21 protein-coding genes are annotated in these 21,014 nt (G+C 37.6%); 14 read left to right on the top strand and 7 right to left on the bottom strand.

Annotated elements, in window-relative coordinates:
- Window positions 1–195: 195 nt before the first annotated feature.
- Window positions 196–528: a helix-turn-helix transcriptional regulator gene (locus MTO68_RS10515; protein ID WP_244015854.1), complete on the bottom strand. Its 333-nt coding sequence runs from the start codon at window positions 526–528 to the stop codon at window positions 196–198.
- Window positions 529–656: 128 nt separating this feature from the next.
- On the opposite strand from MTO68_RS10515, the gene MTO68_RS10510 reads away from it, so the two are divergent.
- The gene (locus MTO68_RS10510) at window positions 657–1,085 is read left to right on the top strand and encodes a hypothetical protein (RefSeq protein WP_244015853.1); all 429 of its coding nucleotides are present in this window, start codon (window positions 657–659) and stop codon (window positions 1,083–1,085) included.
- Window positions 1,086–1,734: 649 nt separating this feature from the next.
- Here MTO68_RS10510 and MTO68_RS10505 read toward each other — a convergent pair.
- The 4 genes from MTO68_RS10505 to MTO68_RS10490 all read right to left on the bottom strand — a co-directional run bounded on the left by MTO68_RS10505 (window position 1,735) and on the right by MTO68_RS10490 (window position 6,557).
- Window positions 1,735–4,374, bottom strand: coding sequence for a bifunctional aconitate hydratase 2/2-methylisocitrate dehydratase (locus MTO68_RS10505; RefSeq protein WP_004720906.1), 2,640 nt, complete (start codon window positions 4,372–4,374; stop codon window positions 1,735–1,737).
- Between the two features lie 384 nt (window positions 4,375–4,758).
- Entirely contained in the window at window positions 4,759–5,028 is a 270-nt protein-coding gene (locus MTO68_RS10500) for a hypothetical protein (RefSeq protein WP_004720907.1), read from the bottom strand.
- A gap of 318 nt (window positions 5,029–5,346) precedes the next feature.
- On the bottom strand, window positions 5,347–5,721 hold the full coding sequence (locus MTO68_RS10495) for a hypothetical protein (protein ID WP_004720910.1): 375 nt from the start codon (window positions 5,719–5,721) through the stop codon (window positions 5,347–5,349).
- 71 nt (window positions 5,722–5,792) lie between these two features.
- Window positions 5,793–6,557 carry a glutathione S-transferase gene (locus MTO68_RS10490; RefSeq protein WP_004821170.1) on the bottom strand — a complete coding sequence of 255 codons (765 nt, stop codon included), beginning with the start codon at window positions 6,555–6,557 and terminating at the stop codon, window positions 5,793–5,795.
- 396 nt (window positions 6,558–6,953) lie between these two features.
- On the opposite strand from MTO68_RS10490, the gene MTO68_RS10485 reads away from it, so the two are divergent.
- From MTO68_RS10485 to MTO68_RS10445, 9 genes are all read left to right on the top strand, one after another.
- Entirely contained in the window at window positions 6,954–8,159 is a 1,206-nt protein-coding gene (locus MTO68_RS10485) for an SfnB family sulfur acquisition oxidoreductase (RefSeq protein ID WP_244015852.1), read from the top strand.
- Window positions 8,160–8,194: 35 nt separating this feature from the next.
- Window positions 8,195–9,427 (top strand): SfnB family sulfur acquisition oxidoreductase, encoded by a 1,233-nt coding sequence (locus MTO68_RS10480; RefSeq protein ID WP_244015851.1) that lies wholly within the window; start codon window positions 8,195–8,197, stop codon window positions 9,425–9,427.
- On the top strand, window positions 9,427–10,860 hold the full coding sequence (locus tag MTO68_RS10475; RefSeq protein ID WP_244015850.1) for an LLM class flavin-dependent oxidoreductase: 1,434 nt from the start codon (window positions 9,427–9,429) through the stop codon (window positions 10,858–10,860). Before MTO68_RS10480 ends, MTO68_RS10475 begins: the two co-directional genes overlap by 1 nt.
- A gap of 55 nt (window positions 10,861–10,915) precedes the next feature.
- Entirely contained in the window at window positions 10,916–11,797 is an 882-nt protein-coding gene (locus tag MTO68_RS10470) for a MetQ/NlpA family ABC transporter substrate-binding protein (protein ID WP_244015849.1), read from the top strand.
- A 10-nt stretch (window positions 11,798–11,807) separates the two neighbouring features.
- Window positions 11,808–12,644, top strand: a complete 837-nt coding sequence (locus tag MTO68_RS10465; protein WP_244015848.1) for a MetQ/NlpA family ABC transporter substrate-binding protein — start codon at window positions 11,808–11,810, stop codon at window positions 12,642–12,644.
- A gap of 11 nt (window positions 12,645–12,655) precedes the next feature.
- Window positions 12,656–13,726, top strand: coding sequence for an ATP-binding cassette domain-containing protein (locus MTO68_RS10460; RefSeq protein ID WP_244015847.1), 1,071 nt, complete (start codon window positions 12,656–12,658; stop codon window positions 13,724–13,726).
- The gene (locus MTO68_RS10455) at window positions 13,707–14,366 is read left to right on the top strand and encodes a methionine ABC transporter permease (RefSeq protein ID WP_244015846.1); all 660 of its coding nucleotides are present in this window, start codon (window positions 13,707–13,709) and stop codon (window positions 14,364–14,366) included. The genes MTO68_RS10460 and MTO68_RS10455 overlap by 20 nt, the downstream gene beginning before the upstream one ends.
- Window positions 14,367–14,716: 350 nt before the next feature.
- Window positions 14,717–15,808 (top strand): redox-regulated ATPase YchF, encoded by a 1,092-nt coding sequence (gene ychF, locus MTO68_RS10450; protein WP_004720929.1) that lies wholly within the window; start codon window positions 14,717–14,719, stop codon window positions 15,806–15,808.
- Between the two features lie 463 nt (window positions 15,809–16,271).
- Window positions 16,272–16,883, top strand: a complete 612-nt coding sequence (locus MTO68_RS10445) for a superoxide dismutase (RefSeq protein WP_239045752.1) — start codon at window positions 16,272–16,274, stop codon at window positions 16,881–16,883.
- A gap of 222 nt (window positions 16,884–17,105) precedes the next feature.
- Here the strand turns inward: MTO68_RS10445 and MTO68_RS10440 are convergent, their stop codons facing one another.
- On the bottom strand, window positions 17,106–17,648 hold the full coding sequence (locus tag MTO68_RS10440; RefSeq protein WP_244015845.1) for an Mpo1-like protein: 543 nt from the start codon (window positions 17,646–17,648) through the stop codon (window positions 17,106–17,108).
- Window positions 17,649–17,981: 333 nt separating this feature from the next.
- Here MTO68_RS10440 and MTO68_RS10435 point away from each other — a divergent pair, with 333 nt between their 5' ends.
- Together MTO68_RS10435 and MTO68_RS10430 are read left to right on the top strand one after the other, a co-directional pair.
- Complete coding sequence (locus MTO68_RS10435) at window positions 17,982–18,683, top strand: Crp/Fnr family transcriptional regulator (protein ID WP_209826274.1); 702 nt, start codon at window positions 17,982–17,984, stop codon at window positions 18,681–18,683.
- Between the two features lie 168 nt (window positions 18,684–18,851).
- The gene (locus tag MTO68_RS10430; protein WP_004720938.1) at window positions 18,852–19,259 is read left to right on the top strand and encodes a hypothetical protein; all 408 of its coding nucleotides are present in this window, start codon (window positions 18,852–18,854) and stop codon (window positions 19,257–19,259) included.
- Window positions 19,260–19,334: 75 nt separating this feature from the next.
- Here MTO68_RS10430 and MTO68_RS10425 read toward each other — a convergent pair whose 3' ends face one another.
- Window positions 19,335–19,817 (bottom strand): hypothetical protein, encoded by a 483-nt coding sequence (locus MTO68_RS10425; RefSeq protein WP_209826275.1) that lies wholly within the window; start codon window positions 19,815–19,817, stop codon window positions 19,335–19,337.
- A 102-nt stretch (window positions 19,818–19,919) separates the two neighbouring features.
- Between MTO68_RS10425 and MTO68_RS10420 the strand changes: the two genes are divergently transcribed.
- Window positions 19,920–20,657 carry an AzlC family ABC transporter permease gene (locus tag MTO68_RS10420; RefSeq protein ID WP_004720941.1) on the top strand — a complete coding sequence of 246 codons (738 nt, stop codon included), beginning with the start codon at window positions 19,920–19,922 and terminating at the stop codon, window positions 20,655–20,657.
- A gap of 1 nt (window position 20,658) precedes the next feature.
- On the top strand, window positions 20,659–20,994 hold the full coding sequence (gene ygaH / locus MTO68_RS10415; RefSeq protein ID WP_004821146.1) for an L-valine transporter subunit YgaH: 336 nt from the start codon (window positions 20,659–20,661) through the stop codon (window positions 20,992–20,994).
- The last annotated feature ends 20 nt before the right edge of the window (window positions 20,995–21,014 follow it).

Genomic DNA, 21,014 nt, shown 5'->3' with positions numbered 1-21,014 from the left:
TGATCAATAAGTTAAATGAGTATTATTATTTTAAAACGCAGTTAGTATATAAAAGTGATAAATTTCAAAGACACATACCGGGTTGATTTCAATTATATCAAGTTAGATTAAATTGCTTAAAATCATTATGCATAATGAAATAACTATAGAAGCTGAAGATCAATCGTATAATATTAATAAATATGAGATATAGAATTAGGACTTATTTTTAATCAAGCTATGTATAAGCTGTTTTAAATTATCTTGAATATCTTTAGGCAGTTGTATAAATAGTGCATCTATGGGCATCTGATCCCAGTTCTCAGCAATGTTTTCATCATCATCTAAGCTTTCTGCCAATAAAAACAATTGCGCTACAGTGCAATTAAAAGCCCCAGCAAGGTACTGGAGTATTGCAGGACTGTACCCTTGATTGCCATTCTCAAGATTGGAAATATTACTTTTTGAAGTATTGGAAAAATCGGCTAATTGCTGCTGAGTCCAGCCTTTCCGTTTTCTCAAATAACGTATTGCATGACCTATATTCATTCTTTGATATTAGCTTAACAAAGTATCTTAGACGTATTGCAATGCAATATATTCTGCACCATAAGTATTGTTTTACAAAACAATAGTTTTGCAATACAATACCCATTGATTCACTAAAACTTAAAAAAATGATGACGTATTCTAATATTATTCAAAATTTATCTGCGGATTTAGCAAGTTCATTTGCCTTGATTCAAAGTATGCTAAAAAACTATTTTATGGATTTAAATATTTTAGTGGTTAATAAAGATGAGTTTGACTACTTCTGTATGGCATTATTATTTACCATATGTTCAAAAAATCTAAGCAATGATGATCAACAACTCATTTTATCTGGTTTTAAATACTCAGAATATGCAAAAATAAAAGTTAATTATTATATTGAGTATTTTAATTTAGATTCATCTTGTCTTGTCGATGACCTAGAAATCAACTCACTAACAAATGCATTATTTGATTCTGTAAACACTGATTTTGATTCATCGAGCATCAATCATTATGTCGTTATTTTAGATTTTAAAAATATGATGGCTGATATTTTAAAAATGTATAGTTAAAAATTATTATTTTTATCAAAAAATATCTGTACTAAATTCCTAAATGAACAATATACAATTGCCCCTTTGAATCAATGACTTGTTTAATACATCCTTTCAGTTGGTCAAACTGGTCGTCGACCACATTATATTTCTGAAATATTAATTTTTCTTGCCCTTCAACAAATTTATAAGTATATCCTTTACTAAATTTTAGAAATTTCGGAGATAGTTTTATAACATTTACAATACTGCTGATTATGTTATATGCGACTAAGGCCCCTTCAGAATCAATAATCGTTATACCATAGTAATTTAAACCAGTATGTCTAATCTTTTTAGATGGATTATAAGTTGGTATCTGTTGTAAAAAAACATAATTAGATCATCATGTATAGATACATCATAAGGTACTTGATTAACCAGTTGCATATGATCTTCATATGCATATGTTTCTTTATTTAAAACAACAAAATCATGTACTTGAGCCGTTTCTCACCAGTTTATATAAAATTGATGCAATTCCTTTACCCTATTATATAAACCATTCGAATATCATTTTAGCCATTATATTTAAGTAAATAGCACATATAAGCTTTTTTATACATAAAACTAAGGGCTGAATAATCAGCCCTTAGTTTTAACTCAATTCAATCTATTTTTCAATAGATTAGCTTAATTGAGCAGCAGCAATTTTCTTAGTATCGATGTCTTTAGCAGCATCTGTATACTCGCCCATCTTGTCGAAGTTCAAATATTGATAGATGTCAGCAGACATGCTGTCGATTTGAGCAGCATATTGTTGATACTCTTCTGGAGAAGGTAATTTACCAAGTACCGCAGCAACAGATGCAAGCTCAGCAGAAGCTAAGTAAACATTTGCGCCTTGACCTAAACGGTTCGGGAAGTTACGTGTAGAAGTCGATACACAAGTAGTGTTCGGAGCTACACGTGCTTGGTTACCCATACATAATGAACAACCTGGCATTTCAGTACGCGCGCCAGCTTTACCATAAATGTTATAGAAACCTTCTTCCATCAATTGATGCTCGTCCATACGTGTTGGTGGAGCCAACCATAAACGAGTAGACAATGAACCACCTGGTACTTTATCAAGTAATTTACCAGCAGCACGGAAGTGACCAATGTTCGTCATACAAGAACCAACGAACACTTCATCGATCTTAACGCCTTGAACGTCAGAAAGAAGTTTAGCGTCATCTGGATCGTTCGGGCAGCAAAGAACTGGTTCTTTAATGTCAGCAAGGTCAATTTCATACACTTTAGTGTATTCAGCATCAGCATCAGCTTGAAGAAGTGATGGATTCGCTAACCATTTTTCCATGTTCTCAACACGGCGCGCCATAGTACGTGCATCGCCATAACCTTGAGAAATCATCCACTTCAACATGGTGATGTTAGAGTTCAAGTATTCAGCAACTTTCGTTTCAGAAAGTGTGATTGAACAACCAGCAGCAGAACGTTCAGCAGAAGCATCAGAAAGTTCGAATGCTTGCTCTACAGTTAAGTCAGTTTCCATTTCTGTTAAGTCGATTTCTAAGATACGACCAGAGAAAATGTTTTTCTTACCTTTTTTCTCTACAGTTAAGTCACCCGCTTGAATCGCGTAGTAAGGAATTGCATGTACAAGGTCACGTAGCGTGATACCAGGTTGCATTTTACCTTTGAACTTAACAAGTACAGACTCAGGCATATCCAACGGCATAACACCAGTTGCAGCAGCAAACGCGACAAGACCAGAACCCGCTGGGAATGAAATACCAATTGGGAAACGTGTATGTGAGTCACCACCAGTACCAACTGTATCTGGAAGAAGCATACGGTTTAACCAAGAGTGAATAATACCGTCACCTGGACGTAATGAAACACCACCACGGTTCATGATGAAATCAGGAAGCGTATGTTGCATTTGAACGTCAACTGGTTTTGGATATGCAGCTGTGTGACAGAAAGATTGCATCACAAGATCAGCAGAGAAACCTAAGCAAGCTAAGTCTTTCAATTCATCACGAGTCATCGGACCAGTCGTATCTTGCGAACCAACAGTCGTCATTTTCGGTTCACAGTAAGTACCTGGACGAACGCCTTGACCTTCTGGAAGACCACAAGCACGACCAACCATTTTCTGAGCTTGAGTAAAGCCTTTACCAGTGTTTTCAGGTTGAACTGGAACACGGAATAAAGTAGATGCTGGAAGACCTAAAGCTTCACGCGCTTTAGTTGTCAAACCACGACCAACGATTAAGTTGATACGACCACCCGCACGAACTTCGTCAAGAAGAACAGGCGTTTTCAACTCAGATTCAGCGATTTGCTCGCCTGCTTTAAATGCAGTGACTTTTGCAGCAGCATGATCAATTTTAAGAACGATTTCATCGCCCATGTTCATGTTAGCAACATCAATTTCTACAGGTAACGCACCAGCATCTTCCATTGTATTGAAGAAAATTGGAGCGATTTTAGAACCTAAGCAGTAACCACCGTCTTTTTTGTTCGGGATGTGAGCAATGTCATCACCAAAGAACCAAAGCACTGAGTTAGTCGCAGATTTACGAGAAGAACCCGTACCAACAACGTCACCAACATAAGCAACTTGGTTGCCTTTTGCGATGAGTTCTTTGATTTGGTTTAATGGACCAACTTCACCAGGAACTTCTGGGTTGATACCATCACGTACGTTTTTAAGCATTGCATTTGCATGCAATGGGATATCTGGGCGGCTCCAAGCATCTTGTGCAGGAGACAAATCATCAGTATTTGTTTCGCCAGTTACTTTGAAAACAGTAAGTTTGATTTCTTCTGGAACATCTTTACGGCTAGTAAACCATTCAGCATCAGCCCAAGATTGCATAACGGCTTGTGCATTTGCATTACCCGCTTTGGCTTTTTCAGCAACGTCATGGAACGCATCAAATACAAGAAGCGTTTTTTTCAATGCTTCAGCAGCTAAGCTTGAAAGTGCAGCATCATCAAGTAATTCAACCAAAGGTGCTACGTTATAACCACCAAGCATAGTACCTAGTAAGTAAACCGCACGCTCTTTAGAAACCAATGGAGAAGTCGCTTCACCTTTAGCTACAGCAGTCAAGAAAGCAGCTTTTACATATGCAGCTTGGTCAACACCTGCTGGAACACGGTTTTCAAGCAAATCTACTAAAAATGCTTCTTCACCCGCTGGTGGATTTTTTAGTAATTCAACCAAGTCAGCAGTTTGAGCATCGTCAAGTGGCTTCGGTGGGACTCCGAGTGCGGCACGTTCTGCAACGTGTTGGCGGTAAGCTTCTAGCACGGTGTAATTCCTCTTTTTAAAAATTTACCTGTGAATTCCTGCTTATTAAAGCTTCACAGGCAATATGGACTGTCAAATTTTACTAAAAATCAAGCCAAAAGTTAATGCAATGAGCGTATTAATTCGTGATGACCATTATTTTATAAATAAATACTCATCACTTTTTGCTTCATTTAACTACAGATCTACACAGTACGCTTTCATCAGACGTTTATGTAAATTATTTCTCAAATTAATTTGAAAAAGCTCTAAAAATATTATCTTTGTAAAACATGAACTTCACTTTAATAAGATTGAAGTTATGTTTACCTTGCCTTTAGACTGTTTCAGCCATAAAAAAAGCAACATATGTTGCCTTTTTTTTAGAACAAAGTACATTCCACCTTAGTGGACTGTCGTACTGTCTACATACTTTTGGAATTCCGTACGACAACCTTCAAATTTCATTTGCACTTCATCTTCATGAAACATTGAATGTTCAGTACACGCAAATGAAATTTTTACTTGGTATAACTTCGCTCGTTCATCAATGACTTCCTGAAAAAAAACTTGATCGCCTAAACTCAGCACATAATGACTTCCGCTAATCACAGCGACACCATTGTCATCTTCTAAGAGCAAATCTGCATTATGTAAATAAGCAACTACTTCCATTGTCTCACTCCTATGCTACTTTTTATTTTCTATTTCTATAGTGTATATATGCTTTTCAATTTTTATGCTAATCATTTTTTGTGACGAGGTTTGACGATTACTTATATTTTTTCGATAACTCAACATAAAAAACCATGTCATCGTGAACTTCATGCCAAAAACACACATAAACGATTTAAAGGGATGGACACTCAAAAGTGTGCATGTCTTGACCATTCACGATTCGGATTTCTAATTTACACAAATCGTATTCTTTCATTGTCTGCTAACCAAGCATATCGCCTGCTGTAGTGCTTTAAGCCATAAAAAAACCGCTCCTTAGAACGGTTTATAATCTGGCATTTTTGTCGGATCATGGGGGGTATTTAAACACTGTTCAAATGCTTCGTTCTTAAACTTTGCTTGAACTGCATCTTTATCCGCTTTTAGCTCTGCATCTGATAATGCATAGACTTTCTCTAAATACTCAAGTACAAAGCCCTTAGTTGTTGGATCAGTGACTTTATTTGCATATTCAATTGCTTCTTTCTTGGTAATCCCATTTTGACGATCTAAAGTAATAGAACGTGCAGCATTACCAATACTGGTACAGTAACCTTTCCAAATTTCTTCAGGAGTTGCAGGCTTTTTCTCAGTACAACCCGCCATCAATAAAACAGTGCTTATCGCACCTAAAATTACGAACTTCTGCATTAAAAAATCTCCAATTCCACACTATGATACTTAATTTTTCAGTAAATTGGAGAGTTTCTTGCTTTGAAATCTTACATTCCTCGCCAATCCACACGTGCATTGCGCTCAGTGGCGTAAATTCTTTTCACGTATTGCCCTAAAGGCAGTTCTAACAAATGTTGGCTAAATTCGGTAAATTCTTGAGAAATATTTTCTGCATATTCCTTTTCCCATGGTGTCGCAGGTAATTCTAATAACGGTGCAAGGATTGAACATACTGAAATATCTGCCAAACCAAGACGATCGCCAACAAAATAACGGCAACCGTTATCAATCAAAATCTTATTTAAACTGTCGATAGTCAGCTCTAAATTGTATTTAGATTCTTCGACTTTTTCTTTGTCCAATTGATAACTTTTTGAAACCATGGTTTTTAGAATAGGCTTTGAAATTTTTTCAAATTGACGTAAATAGCCTTTTTCACCAATCATAATTTCTAGCGGTTCATCGCCTTCTGCTAAAGCATGTGCCAATCCCCAACGACGTACATGAATACCTAGCTCATTGGCGATCAAATCAATTTCTAAGGTTTTTTCACGAAGCGTGTGATCTGTACGAAGCAGTCGATGTTCAGGATAAACGTCATCTAAATACAATGCGATTTGAGTCGACCCCGCAATAAAGCGTTCTCCATCTTTTAAAATAGGCAACTTGTTTTGCCCTGTTTTAAGTTGTGCAAATGCACGATGGACACCTGGGATTAAATTCTGCGCAACAAAATCCAATTCTTTATGATCAAGCAACCAACGGGCTTTTTCACAGTAATGCGAGAGTGGGAATTGGTACAACGTACGCATGTAATCTCCAAATTATTTTTTTAATTAAAAGCTTAGATAAATCTAAAAGTTAAGATTAATCCTGAGTAATCTTGTGTACTTTAGACATTCATCGCTTGAATTACAATGTACTTTTTACTTCAATCGCTCGTCATATGACCCAATGCTTATTCTATGGTTATATCAGTTTCTTTATTCTTTATTCGTGATAGGAATAACAAAGCTGCTTCAGACTAAGAGCTCGACCAGAGGAATTCAAAACAAGTTATAAATTTCAATTATTTAACATATATTCAATATTAAAAAACTTTGCGATTTTTATCCTAACAATATTTTTAGATAAGTTAAGCACAATAGTTCGTTTAATTTTTACCGCAATATTGCTTAGCGTTTTGGTATCTATTGAAAGGTGCCAATATGTCTAGTTTGAATTCTTCTACCTCAGCCTTTGTGATCCAAAACGATCAACAAGCAATAAATGCAGCTTACCAAGTTGCTGATTTTGCTTTGGTAGAACGAAATATACGTGATCAACAACGAATTTTACCTGTTGATGTCATACAAGAATTAAGTCTCAAAGGATTAGGCGGAATTCGTATTGCCAAAAAATATGGTGGCGCTCAAGTTTCAAATAAAACCCTTGCGCATGTTTTCCGTATTTTATCCAAGGCAGATGCCAGTGTTGGTCAGATTCCTCAAAATCAATTTGGCTTGTTAAATGCCATTGAGCATATTGCCAATGAACAGCAAAAACAGTTTATTTATACTGAAATTTTAACTGGTAAACGGCTTTCTAATGGTGGCCCAGAACGCAATACCAAAGATACCCGCACCATTGAAACACGTTTAGAACAGATCAATGGTCAATACCTTTTAAATGGTGAGAAGTTTTATTCAACGGGTTCATATTTTGCCGATTGGTTGGCGATACGTGCAATTCACCCAGATGGTCATATTGTTTTAACGATTATTGATGCAAAAGCTGACGGTGTTGAAATTGTTGATGATTGGGATGGCTTTGGACAACGTACAACAGCAAGTGGCACAGTGCGTTTAAAGAATGTTGTGGTTCATCCAGATCTTATTATGGATGAAAAACCACTTGCCGATGCGTCAAAATATCGTGGTGCGTACTCACAACTGATTCAGGTTGCGATTGATGTGGGCATTGCAGAAGCTGCATTTGCAGATACTTTATCTGCAATCCATAAAGCGCGCCCAATCATTGATGCCAATGTGGATAAAGCCAGTTTTGAAGCATATACCCTACAAGAAGTCGGTAAGCTCAATATCTTACTCGATGCATCGATTTTATTGCTTGATGAAGCCGCAGAATATTTAGATCAGTTAGATTCACAAGACATCGTCAGTCCTGAACAAGCCAGTAAAGCCTCCATTATCGTTGCTGAGGCAAAAGTGTATGCCAATGATGCAGCACTACTTATTTCTGAAAAATTACTTGAATTGGGTGGTAGTCGTTCAAGCCTAGAAACTCATAATCTCGATCAACACTGGCGTAATGCTCGTGTGCATACCTTACATGACCCTGTGCGTTGGAAACTTCATGCCATTGGAAACTATTACTTAAATGGTACGCAAAATCAGCGCCATGCGTGGATTTAAAGTTAAACGACTTTGTTACTCATCAGGGAAATATTATGACAACTTATCAAGATATCAATAAAACATTGGATGTACACAATCATCCCTTTGCGCAAGCACATATTATTCAAAATGATCAAGAAGCTTTAGAAATCGCGCAACAGTTGAGTCAGCAATTTAAACAAAATGCGGTACTCCGTGATGCTGAAAGAATTTTACCATTTGATGAGGTTGAAGCTTTTAGTCAATCAGGGTTATGGGCGATCACAGTACCGCGGCAATATGGTGGTGCAGAAGTATCTAGTCACACTGTTGCTAAAATAATTGCATTATTCAGTGGCGTAGATGGCTCTATTGGTCAAATCCCACAAAACCATTTTTATGCATTGGAAGTATTACGTAATACGGGTACAGAGCAGCAAAAGGAAAAACTCTATAGCGAAGTACTTCAAGGCGCACGTTTTGGCAATGCCCTCGCTGAATTTAAGACCAAGACTGCTGCACAAAAGCATACCCAAATTAGTCAAACTGAACATGGTTATGTGGTCAATGGGGAAAAGTTCTATTGCACGGGCAGTCTATTTGCCCATCGCATTCCGACATTAGTCCGTGATGCTGAAGAACGTGAATATTTAGCTTTTATTTCTGCCGATGCACAAGGCTTACAACGTATCAATGATTGGTCAGGCTTTGGACAAAAAACCACAGGCAGTGGCACCGTTAAATTCAATCAAGTTTTTGTGGAATCTGAATATGTCATTCGTTTTGACACCGCATTTTCTGAACCCACCCTCGTTGGGCCATTTGCACAAATTATGCATGCTGCGATTGAAACAGGCATTGCGCGTGCAGCATTTGAAGAAACGATAGAACGGGTTAAAAAAGCGCGCGCATGGATTGATGCCAATGTAGAACATGCAGACCAAGATCCACTGACCATTTATGAATTAGGCCGTGTTGCTGCGGATGTAAGAGCAAGTGAGGTTTTATTAAAACAAGCTGCTCAATCTATTGATGCAGCAAAACCACAACCTACAGTTGAAAATATTGCCAAAGCCTCACTAGATGTGGCTAAAGTCCGTGCACACAGTACTGAAACAGCATTAAAAGCCTCATCCAAGCTAATTGAACTTGCGGGAAGTCGCGGTAGTCAACGTGCCGATGGCTTAGATCGACATTGGCGCAATGTACGGGTACATACACTGCATGATGCATCACGCTGGAAATATTATTTTATTGGAAACTATGTATTAAACAACATCCTTCCACCACGCAGAGGGACATTGTAATGACAAATACATCTCAACATACAGCACCTAAAAAACAAATCTTACTCAATGCTTTTGACATGAACAGTGTCGGCCATATCAATCACGGCTTGTGGACCCATCCGCGTGATGAATCTCATCGTTTTAATGAGCTCAATTACTGGACTGATCTCGCTAAGACCTTGGAGCAAGGTTTATTTGATGGGTTGTTTATCGCAGACATTACTGGTGTTTATGATGTCTACCAGAATGGTATAGATTTAACATTAAAAGAGTCGATTCAACTGCCGAGTCATGACCCATCTACCCTGATTTCAGCAATGGCAGCGGTAACCCAAAATCTAGGTTTTGGCGTGACCGTAAACTTAAGTTATGAAACACCGTACCAATTCGCACGGCGCTTCGCGAGTTTAGATCATCTGACACAAGGTCGGATTGGCTGGAATATTGTGACGGGGTATTTGGACAGTGCTGAACGCTTAATTGGGCAAAAAGGTTTAAAAGATCATGACTTACGTTATGAACAAGCTGAAGAATTTTTAGAGCTTTGCTATAAGTTTTGGGAAGGTTCTTGGGAAAATGATGCGGTACAAAAAGATAAGCAAAAGCGTATTTTTACTGATCCTAAAAAAGTTCATCAAATTAACCATCAAGGGCGCTTTTATCAAAGCCAAGGTGTTTTCCAAGTCTCACCTTCACCACAGCGTACTCCTGTGCTCTTTCAAGCAGGCGCTTCACCACGCGGTTTAGCATTTTCCACACGTCATGCGGAATGTGTCTTTATTGGAGGTGATCAACCTGCAAAAATCAAACAACAAGTGGATAAGATTCGAGAATTGGCTGTGCAGCAAGGCCGTAATCCAGAAGATATTAAAATCTTTGTGGGAATCACAGTGGTTACAGCAGAAACAGATGAATTAGCTCAAGAGAAATTAGCTGAATATGCCCGCTATGCAAGTCCAGAAGCAGGTTTAGCACATTTCTCAAGTTCAGTCGGTATCGACCTATCCAAATATGCTGATGATGAGGCCATCCCATATCAACAAACCAATAGTATTGCTTCAGTCAATAATAAATTTAAGGAAAACCAGATCACGCCTAACGATCTTAAAGCACAGCATCAACTCGGTGGTCGTTATCCACTGATTGTTGGAAGTGGTGAAACAATTGCTGAAAAATTAATTCAGTTGATTGATGAAACAGGTATTGATGGTTTTAACCTGACTCGTACTGTTGCGCCTGAATCACATCATGACTTTATTCGTTTTGTGATTCCTGAACTGCAACAACGTGGCAGATTTAAAACCAAATATGAAAATGGTTCTTTACGCAACAAAATCTTTAAACAGGGTGATCATTTAACCCAACAACACCCTGCTGCTGATTTTCGATGTCAAAACTCAAATCATAACAACAGCATCGAAACGGCAGATCAGCAAAAGCAAACTGCCTAAATATCCTAATCAGCAAACATGATGAATTGAATAATTTCACTTTAAGGGGTGTCACATGACTCAAATAAACTCACCTGCAAATGGTAAGCCATCCAAAAAATCAGGCTCCAAGAATAAATTTATTTTGCTTGGCGTGATCATTATTGCCGTGATTGCAGGACTTTTTTATTGGAACCAACATAAAAAAGCCGGTTCAGAAGAAATCACCATTGGTATTAGCCCACCCTTTGCCAAGCCTTTACAAGTTGCAGCAGAGGAAGCCAAGAAACAAGGGATTCATATTAAACTGGTGGAATTTTCAGATTGGAACACACCGAATATCACACTGAATCATGGTGATATTGATGCAAACTATTTCCAACACCAACCATTTTTAACCAATGCGTTAAAAGAAACTGATTTTAAACTGAAACCGATTGCCACAGGTGTTGCAACTCATGTGGGTTTGTATTCTAAAAAATATGATTCTTTAGCGGCGGTACCTGAAAATGCACGTGTGGTGATTCCAAATGACCCAGTCAACCAAGGTCGCGCACTGTTGCTTTTACAACAGGCAAAACTCATCACCTTGAAAGATCCAAATAACCACTTATCAAACTTACAAGACATTAGCTCAAATCCTAAAAACTTTAAATTTATTGAAGTTGAAGGACCTCAAACTGCGCGTGCTGTAGATGATGCTGATTTAGTATTTAGCTACCCGCTTTATTTACGTCTTGCAAAAACCATTGATCCAAACAAAGCATTATTACTCGATGATAATACCAATACACGTTATGCGATCTTGTTTGTTGTAAAAGATGACTATGAGCAAAAGCACCCAGAAAAAGCCAAACAGTTAAAAGAGTTCATAAAAATTTACCAAACTTCAGACAAGGTCAAACAGGCTTTAAATGATGATATTGGTGAAAATTTATGGTTCCCTGGTTGGAAATAAGGAATAACTCATGTCCCAAGTTTCCAAGCTCAAAAAAAAGAACCTGCTGATTGGTCTTGCTGTTGTCATCGTATTATTAGGACTTTTTGCCTATCGTTATGTACAAAATCAACAAAAGGATAATGTACTCACGATTGGCATTAGCCCACCTTATGCCGAATTACTACAAACGGTTGCCAAAGAGGTAGAGAAAGATGGTATCCATGTCAAACTGGTCGAATTTTCAGATTGGCAAGCACCCAATGTTGCGGTACAAAACCGTGACATTGACGCTAACTTTTTCCAACAAAGTGTTTTTTTAAAGAATGCCATTAAACAAACCAATTACGATTTGCATGCTTTTGGTACAGGTAGCGGCAGTCATGTTGGTTTATATTCAAAACATTATAAATCCTTAGCGGCTTTACCTCAAAATGCTCGTGCTGTCATCCCGAGTGACCCCGTCAACTCTGCGCGTGCTTTGATCTTGTTACACCGTGCGGGGTTAATTCAAATCAAAAACATCAACAATGAACTTTCCACACTTCAAGATATTGTTTCAAACCCAAAACAGTTGAAGTTTTTAGAAGTTGAAGGTCCACAAACAGCTTTAGCTTATGATGATGCAGATCTAATTTTTGGTTTTCCGCATTACTTAAATATGGCAAAAAAAGCCGATCCGCATAGTGCCCTGTTTTTAGATCCCGTTGATAAAAAGTACGCCATTCTTTTTGTGACACGTACCGATTATCAAGACAAAAATCAAAAGTTAGAGAAATTTATTCAAGCTTTCCAAAACTCACAGCAAGTTCGAGATATTTTAGATAAAGATTTCGGCAAAGATATGTGGTTTGCAGGCTGGAAATAAGGAGAATAGAAATGGTGAGTTTCGGTTCGCATGTTGATTTTTCAGTCCCTCATATCAAAATTCGTGATTTGAATAAATACTATGATGGGCAAGATCAACAGATCCATGCATTAAAAAATATCAACTTAGATATCCCTCAAGGCAAGATTTTCGGCATCATCGGTAAAAGTGGCGCAGGTAAATCTTCCCTAATCCGAACCTTAAATGGTTTAGAAGGTATTTCTGAAGGCAGTATTCATATTCATCAACAGAATTTGGCTGAACTCAGTCATGCTGAATTGATTCAAACACGTCAAAGAATTGGGATGATTTTTCAGCATTTTAATTTAATGTCTGCCAAAACAGTTTGGGACAATGTGGCATTGCCTTTAAAAATTGCCCATGTCGATAAAGCTGAAATTGAAACACGTGTTAACGATGTTTTAGAACTGGTCGGTTTGGGAAATAAAGCACATAACTACCCTTCACAACTGTCTGGTGGTCAAAAGCAACGTGTTGGTATTGCTCGTGCGCTGGTACATCATCCTGAAATTTTATTGTGTGATGAAGCAACGTCTGCACTTGATCCTGAAAGTACCTCAGTGGTGTTATCCTTGCTGAAAAAAATCAATCGAGAATTGGGGATTACCATTGTTTTAATTACCCATGAGATGCAAGTGATTCGTGAAATTTGCGATCAAGTGGTGGTAATTGAACATGGTGAAATCGTAGAGTCAGGACAAGTCTGGTCCGTGTTTTCACAGCCTCAGCAGAAAATCACACAAGAATTGTTAAACCTAGAACAACTCGATTTGCCCTTTCCAGTGCATACAGCGTTGCAACAAGATTCAACCCATAGCATTTTAAAACTACGTTATGAAACCGATCCAAAAAACTCACCTGATTTAGTTGAACTTTTTCAGGTTTTTGAAAAATCGGTACATTTATATCAAAGTCATATCGACAATATCCAAAACCATTTGATTGGAACGCTGATTGTCGGTACTGAACAAACCCATTTAGACCTGCATAATTTACAAGAAAGGTTAAAACATCAAATTGCGCAAATAGAGGTACTTGGCTATGCAAGACCAACTCATTGATTTATTGCTGACAGGAACCATAGATACCTTACTGATGGTTGGCGTATCTGCCTTTGTTGCTTTTTTGATTGGCTTACCTTTGGCGGTAATTTTGGTCAATACATCTGAACAAGGGATTTATCCATCTAAAAAGATTAATCATGCATTGGGCACGGTGATTAATATTACCCGATCGGTTCCCTTTTTGATTTTAATGGTGGCGCTGATTCCTTTAACCCGATGGATTGTCGGAACCAGTTATGGAGTCTGGTCAGCTGTTGTTCCCTTAACTTTAGCAGCGACACCTTTCTTTGCCCGTATTGCAGAAGTTAGCTTACGTGAAGTCGATCAAGGTCTAATTGAAGCTGCACAAGCGATGGGCTGTAATCGTAAGCAAATCGTTTGGCATGTGCTTTTACCTGAAGCGTTACCCGGCATTGTGGCAGGTTTTACAGTTACAATTGTCACCATGATTAACTCCTCTGCAATTGCGGGTGCAATTGGTGCTGGTGGCTTAGGTGATATTGCCTACCGTTATGGTTATCAACGCTTTGATATGCAAATGATGTTTGCTGTGATTGTGGTCTTGGTGGCTTTGGTTATGATCGTTCAAGCATTTGGTGACAGTTTGGCAAGCCAGTTGGATAAGCGGAAGATTTAAGTTTTTCCAATTAACTTCATTTGCATCAATATAAATAAAATAGATTCCGCTTTTGCCTTGTTGAATTATACAAGGCTCATCCATCTGTAGGGCGACATGGATGTCGTTGTTGGATGCAGGACAGTAACTTTACTTAATTTGATCCACTTATAAAAATCATATTAAAACTATTGTCACTCCCCTAGAATGCTCATTTTGTTCAATAAAAGTGCTGATCTCAGGCAAATATGTAGCACTTGATATATTTGAGATGATCTGATTTTAAAACTTATAGGTCGCAGACCTGACTTTGTCATGGCTTTCATGTAAAATCATCCGCAATTTTTATATAACACTTTGTGAGTTATTTCATGGGTTTTAATTGCGGTATTGTCGGCTTGCCGAACGTTGGTAAATCTACACTTTTCAATGCATTGACTAAAGCTGCTATTGCTGCGGAAAACTTCCCATTCTGTACCATTGAACCAAATACAGGTATCGTACCTGTACCTGATCCACGTTTAGACAAATTAACTGCCATTGTTAAACCACAACGTGTTATTCCAACTACGATGGAATTTGTGGATATTGCAGGTTTAGTTGCAGGTGCATCTAAAGGCGAAGGTTTGGGTAACCAATTCCTTGCAAACATCCGTGAAACTGATGCAATTGCACACGTTGTACGTTGTTTTGAAGATGAAAACGTAATTCATGTAAATGGTAAAATTGATCCATTAGATGATATTGCAACGATTAATACTGAACTTGCACTTGCTGACTTAGAAACCGTAACGAAAGCAGTTACCCGTTTGGCAAAATCAGCTAAAAGCGGTGATAAAGAAGCGCTTGCAACAAAAGCAGTTTTAGAAAAAATTCTACCTTTACTTGATGAAGGCAAGCCAGCTCGTGCAGCTGATTTAGATGATGATGAACGTAAACTTGTGCGTGGTTTTGGTTTAATGACATTAAAACCGACCATGTATATCGCAAACGTTGCAGAAGATGGTTTTGAAAACAACCCACATCTTGAAGCTGTGAAAAAGTTAGCTGCTGAGGAAAATGCAATCGTTGTTCCGCTTTGCAACCAAATCGAAGCTGAAATTTCATTGTTGGATGATGAAGATCGTGCTGAATTCCTTGAAGCATTAGGCATGGAAGAACCAGGTCTAAATGTGGTAATTCGTGCAGGTTATAGCTTACTTGGCTTACAAACTTACTTTACAGCGGGTGTTCAAGAAGTTCGTGCTTGGACTGTAAAAGTGGGAGCAACTGCACCTCAAGCTGCGGGTGTAATCCACACTGACTTTGAAAAAGGCTTTATTCGTGCAGAATGTATTGCATATGATGATTTCATCCAATACAACGGTGAAAACGGCGCTAAAGAAGCAGGAAAATGGCGTTTAGAAGGTAAAACTTACATCGTTCAAGATGGTGATGTATTGCACTTCCGTTTTAACGTATAAACGGATCTCATGCTTTAATGAGACAGGTTGAAGACTTCTTCAACCTGTTTTTTTCGTCATAGAATCTTTCGCTGGTTTTCGTTTAGTTTATAAATGTCTGACGAATATTTAAAACTTGTTTTCTAAGTGCAGATTCAACGATCTATTGATTAATTTGTGGACCATCTCGATCATTCATCTCATCTCTATAAGGTCAGCCCTGTTTTTTAATGAAATACGTATTCAGGTTTTTATAAAAAATTATCAACATTTAAAATTATAATATTCCAGTAAATATACAAGATATTTATTTACATCTTAAAACGCGCCAAACGTCTATTGCTAAACCCTGCCTCAATTCAGCATCTCTATTTTGAAATCAGCTACACAATAATAAAGTTAAGTAGGTTGCACTTTTGATGCTCATATATAATAATGATAATTATTAGCATTATCACTATACTTAACACCACAGGATTGCTTCATGGCTTACTCTCTACCACAACTGCCTTATGCATACGATGCACTTGAACCTAATATTGATACAAAAACAATGGAAATCCACCATACCAAACACCATCAGACCTATATCAATAATATCAATGCCACAGTTGAAGGCACAGCATGGGAAAAGTTGTCGATTGAAGAACTGGTTTCAAAAGTGAATGAAGTTCCTACTGATCTTAAAAATAGCGTGATTAATAATGGCGGTGGTCATGCCAATCACTCTTTATTCTGGACAGTAATGAGCCCTCAAGGCGGTGGAGAGCCAATTAAACAAATCGCTGAAGCAATTGACAGAGATATTGGTGGTTTTGAAAAATTTAAAGAAGCCTTTACCAAAGCAGCACTGACACGATTTGGTAGTGGCTGGGCATGGTTAAGCGTAACCCCTGAAAAGAAAGTCATCGTAGAAAGCAGTGCCAATCAAGATTCACCACTGATGAATGGCAATATCCCGATTCTGGCTTTAGATGTCTGGGAACATGCTTATTATTTAAAATACCAAAACCGTCGTCCCGAATATATTGCGGCATTTTATAATGTTGTGAATTGGGAAGAAGTAAATCGCCGTTATTTAGAAGCAATCCAATGAAATACTATACAGACCATATGACGATGCCAATGTTCAACTCTATACTGATTAAAAAAATAAAATTTTATATTGGTTGCGCCATTTTTTTCTTTGGTTTAGTGATATTTATCAAAGAATTCTTATTCTAAAATAAACAAAAATATAGAAGTCGATACCCTTTAAGCCAGTTTAAATTACTGACTTAAAGGGTTTTATCTTGATTTGGATTGGTTATCTTTCAGATTATTTCGCGTGTAAAGCCTGTAATGATTTTTCATCCATTGCAGTACGTTGCTTTCTGGCTTCTGCTAGCATTTTTTCTTGTAGATCTTTACGAAAACCCAGCAAGAATACAAATTCAGCCAAGACAAATAATGGACCAATCGCTAAACCAACTAAATCGTCAACAAATGCAGGTTTTTTCTTTTCATAAAAATGCCCTACAAATTGGAATACCCATCCTACAACAAAGGTACCAATGCTGATACTTAGCCAAGTTCCCATGCCTAATTGGGCAATTTTATAGGCAAATGGATAGGCCACTGCATAAATAAGCAACATTAAAAAGCCGAATGATTTATCCAGACTTAAATAATAAATCACACTTAAAACCAGTAGAATCAATGCCAAAGTGATTTCAAAACCCGAAAACATCACCCCTGCTCTAGCCATTAAACACATAATTGAAAATACGATCATCGGAATACCAATAAAATGCGTAAATACATTTTTATGGTCTAAATGATAAGCTGCGTACTGGCTAAGAAGTTGTTCTAATCTGTTCATTTTCAGCGTCCTTGTTAATCTCTTCATTTCACTATATAAAAACGCTAAGATAAAAGTTGTCGTCTAGCTGACAAGTTGAATTGATTTTTCATTTAAATTTGCAAAGAAGTAGATAACAACAGCTTTCACAATAAATTTATTGATACATTATGCCCAGTGACTCTGTCATATTCACGCTAAATTGTTGCTCTTAAAGGAGGATTGTAAATGGTTCTACTCTGCGCTTATCGCCACTGATTTTATCTAATGTAATTTCTACCCTACTAACTATGCAGTTAGATATATTTAGAAAATCAAAGCAAAGATTAACAATGATACATAAAAGGATATATTGTGCTGAATTCAACGGACCTTGAATTATTATCAAAGAATTTATGGTATTCACAACTGCCTATTCCTTTTCAACAATTGATTCAACAACAAGCCCATTATCAAAAATTTGAGCGTGACCAAGCGATTTTCAGATCTGGCGATCTATTTAATGGTATCTATGCGGTCTTAGATGGTCGGGTACGCTTAGGCTATATTGATATTGAAGGAAATGAATCCGTTGCTGCTATTGCAGAACCGATTATGTGGTTTGGAGAAATTTCTTTGGTGGATCAGCAACCACGTTCTCATGATGCCATTGCTGTTGGAAAATGTTTAATTTTACATTTACCCAGCCAAGCGATTCAGAAAATTCTAAATGACTATCCACAATATTGGTTCCATATCGCCCAATTAACCAGTCAAAAACTTCGCTTTGCTTTTTTAGAACTCATTTCAATTCAAACCCAGCATATACAACAACGATTGGCTCAGCGTTTGATGTTTATCTTAAACGGCTACGGCAATCATATCCGTATTGAAAATAACATCATTCATTTATCTCAAGAACAATTGGCATTGCTGCTCAAATGCTCACGTCAAACTATTAACCAAGAATTACATTTACTCGAACAACAAGGTGTTTTAAAAATTGCCTTTAAAAAAATAGAAATATTAGATATCAATCAATTACATTCTATCGCCCACTCACTCGGCCAACTCTAATTTAACATATCACTTTTCTACTTTTAGACAAATATTAAATTCACCTTAAACGGCTGGAATATATAATCATTTTATAAATAAAATATACAAATTATTTATTCTACTTTGTGAAAAATACAATTATATTTTAGCTAGGCGCTAATGCCATCTTAATAAAAGTTGAAATAAATGAAAAAAATCACAACATTGCTCACAGCGGGATTATTCACTGTACTTAGCGCTTCTGCATTTGCATGCCCTAAAGGTACAACATTGGTTGGTGGTACAGGCCCAAACCATAAAGGCGGCAAATGTGTTGCGGCAAATCCTGCAGCTCAAGCGACTCAAAAAGCGACGGCTGCAAGTACAAAAGCCAAAGCTGATGCAACTCAAGCAAAAGACAAAAGTGTAGCTGCAACCAAAGCTGTTGAAGCGAAACCGAAAGAAGCAGCGACAAAGCTAAAAACTGAAACTGCTGCAAGCAAAGCAAAAGCTGAAGCAACAACCAAAGCAGTAAAAAATGACGCTGCTGCAAAATCAACTGCTGCCAAAGACAAAGCAGTGAAAACTGCATCAACCAACCCATTAAAACCTTAAGTAACACTGAACGTACTTAACCTAGATCTGTATCAATAAAAAATGGCGCATATTTGCGCCATTTTCTAGGGTCTGTTAAAAAATATTATTATTTGCTTTGGTATTACCTAAACTTGGATTTTCAATTGCATCTTTGCACTGGGCTTTATCACGTTCATATTGCGCTTGATTTTTTTGCATTTCACCATCTTTTTCCAATGTCGATCTTGCCCAAGTATCTAAACTGGTCATGGCCTTACGACACAACGCGTATTTACCTTCTGTCACCGAATCGGTCATTTTGACATTGATACGCCAGTCTGTACTGAGTTTCCGTAAAGGTTTACGTACATTGTCTTCAATCAAATTTAATTGCTTACGATAGACAAAGGGCTCCACCTGATTAATCAATTTCCATGCTTCGTTGGCATAGGTTGTCGCATCATTGGTTAGTTTTGGCGCAGCTTTAATTTCAACTTTTTCTTTAGGTTCAGAAGATGAATTACCACATGCTTGTAAACCTAAAATACCTAACACCAAGGTCATACTCAATAATAATTTCGACTGATTTGCGAACATAAAGTTACGCCTAAATAAACATTTCGCTACTATGCTAGTAAATTCGGGTAGAATACACAATCTTGATTTTACCTTTTGTTTTACTCTCGTTTTAGGTGTCCTGTGTCAGAGCACAATCCCTCAGTCCAAACTGCTGGCTTTTGGCAAGGCGCTAAAGACAGTCAAGCCATCATCTTTACTTATCTGCCTGTATCTTTTGCCTTTGGTGTATCCGCGACCCAATTTGGTTTTAGTGCATGGGAAGCCTTATTTCTGTCTTGCTCTATGTACGCTGGTGCTAGCCAATTTCTTGTGGTTGCATTATTGGGCAGTGGTACATCTATTTGGATGACAGCACTTACAGTCATTGCACTGGATATTCGCCACGTACTTTATGGGCCAGCCTTACAAAACCTGATTCAAGACCGTTTAAACCTAAAAAAGACCGCAGTATGGGCATGGGGTTTAACCGACGAAGTTTTTGCGGCTGGAATGATTAAACTTTCCCAACGTCGTCAAGAATGGTCAGAGTCTTGGATGCTCGGACTCAGCTTGTTTAGCTGGATGTCATGGGCCTTGGGTTCATTTTTAGGTGGTTTATTTGCAGATCAAGTCAGCGACTTGCCGCAATTTTTACAAGCCGCTTTAGACTTCTTGTTACCTGCATTGTTCTTAAGCTTCTTACTGGCAGCTTTTGAGAAAAAACATACTTTTGTGGTTGCTGTATCTTTAGTGGTTTCCGCATTGGCCTGTTATTTTATCAACATGTCTGCTGCAATTTTTATTGGTATTGCATCTGGGATTTTAGCGGGATTATTTAAACATTATGTTTTAAAGCAAACTGATGAAGTGAGTATTTAAAATGGATTTACAGATTATCTTGGTGGGGATATTGGTCGGTATTGCAAATTTTGCTTCACGCTTTGGTCCATTCTATCTGCTGCAAAAAAGCCAACAACACACACAATCTCGTGGCGCAACATGGTTAAAAATTGCATTAGGCAGTATCGGAATTGCAGCAATCAGTTCAATGTTAATTGTCGCCACTCTCCCACCATTGATCGAAACGCCAAATAAAAGTTTTGCGATGCTGGTGGGCTTTATCGTACTCACAGGATTGTATTTTAAATTTAAAAGAATTGTTTTAGCGACACTTACAGCAGCATTGGCCTATGGTTTGGTCTACACCTATCTGTAGTTTTGTTGTTTGAAATATAT

This window comes from Acinetobacter sp. NyZ410 (genome assembly GCF_022828975.1).
GTDB classification, from domain to species: Bacteria; Pseudomonadota; Gammaproteobacteria; order Pseudomonadales; family Moraxellaceae; genus Acinetobacter; species Acinetobacter guillouiae.
The sequence above is the reverse complement of the archived record's forward strand: the minus strand, read 5'-3'. Positions and strand labels throughout refer to the sequence as shown.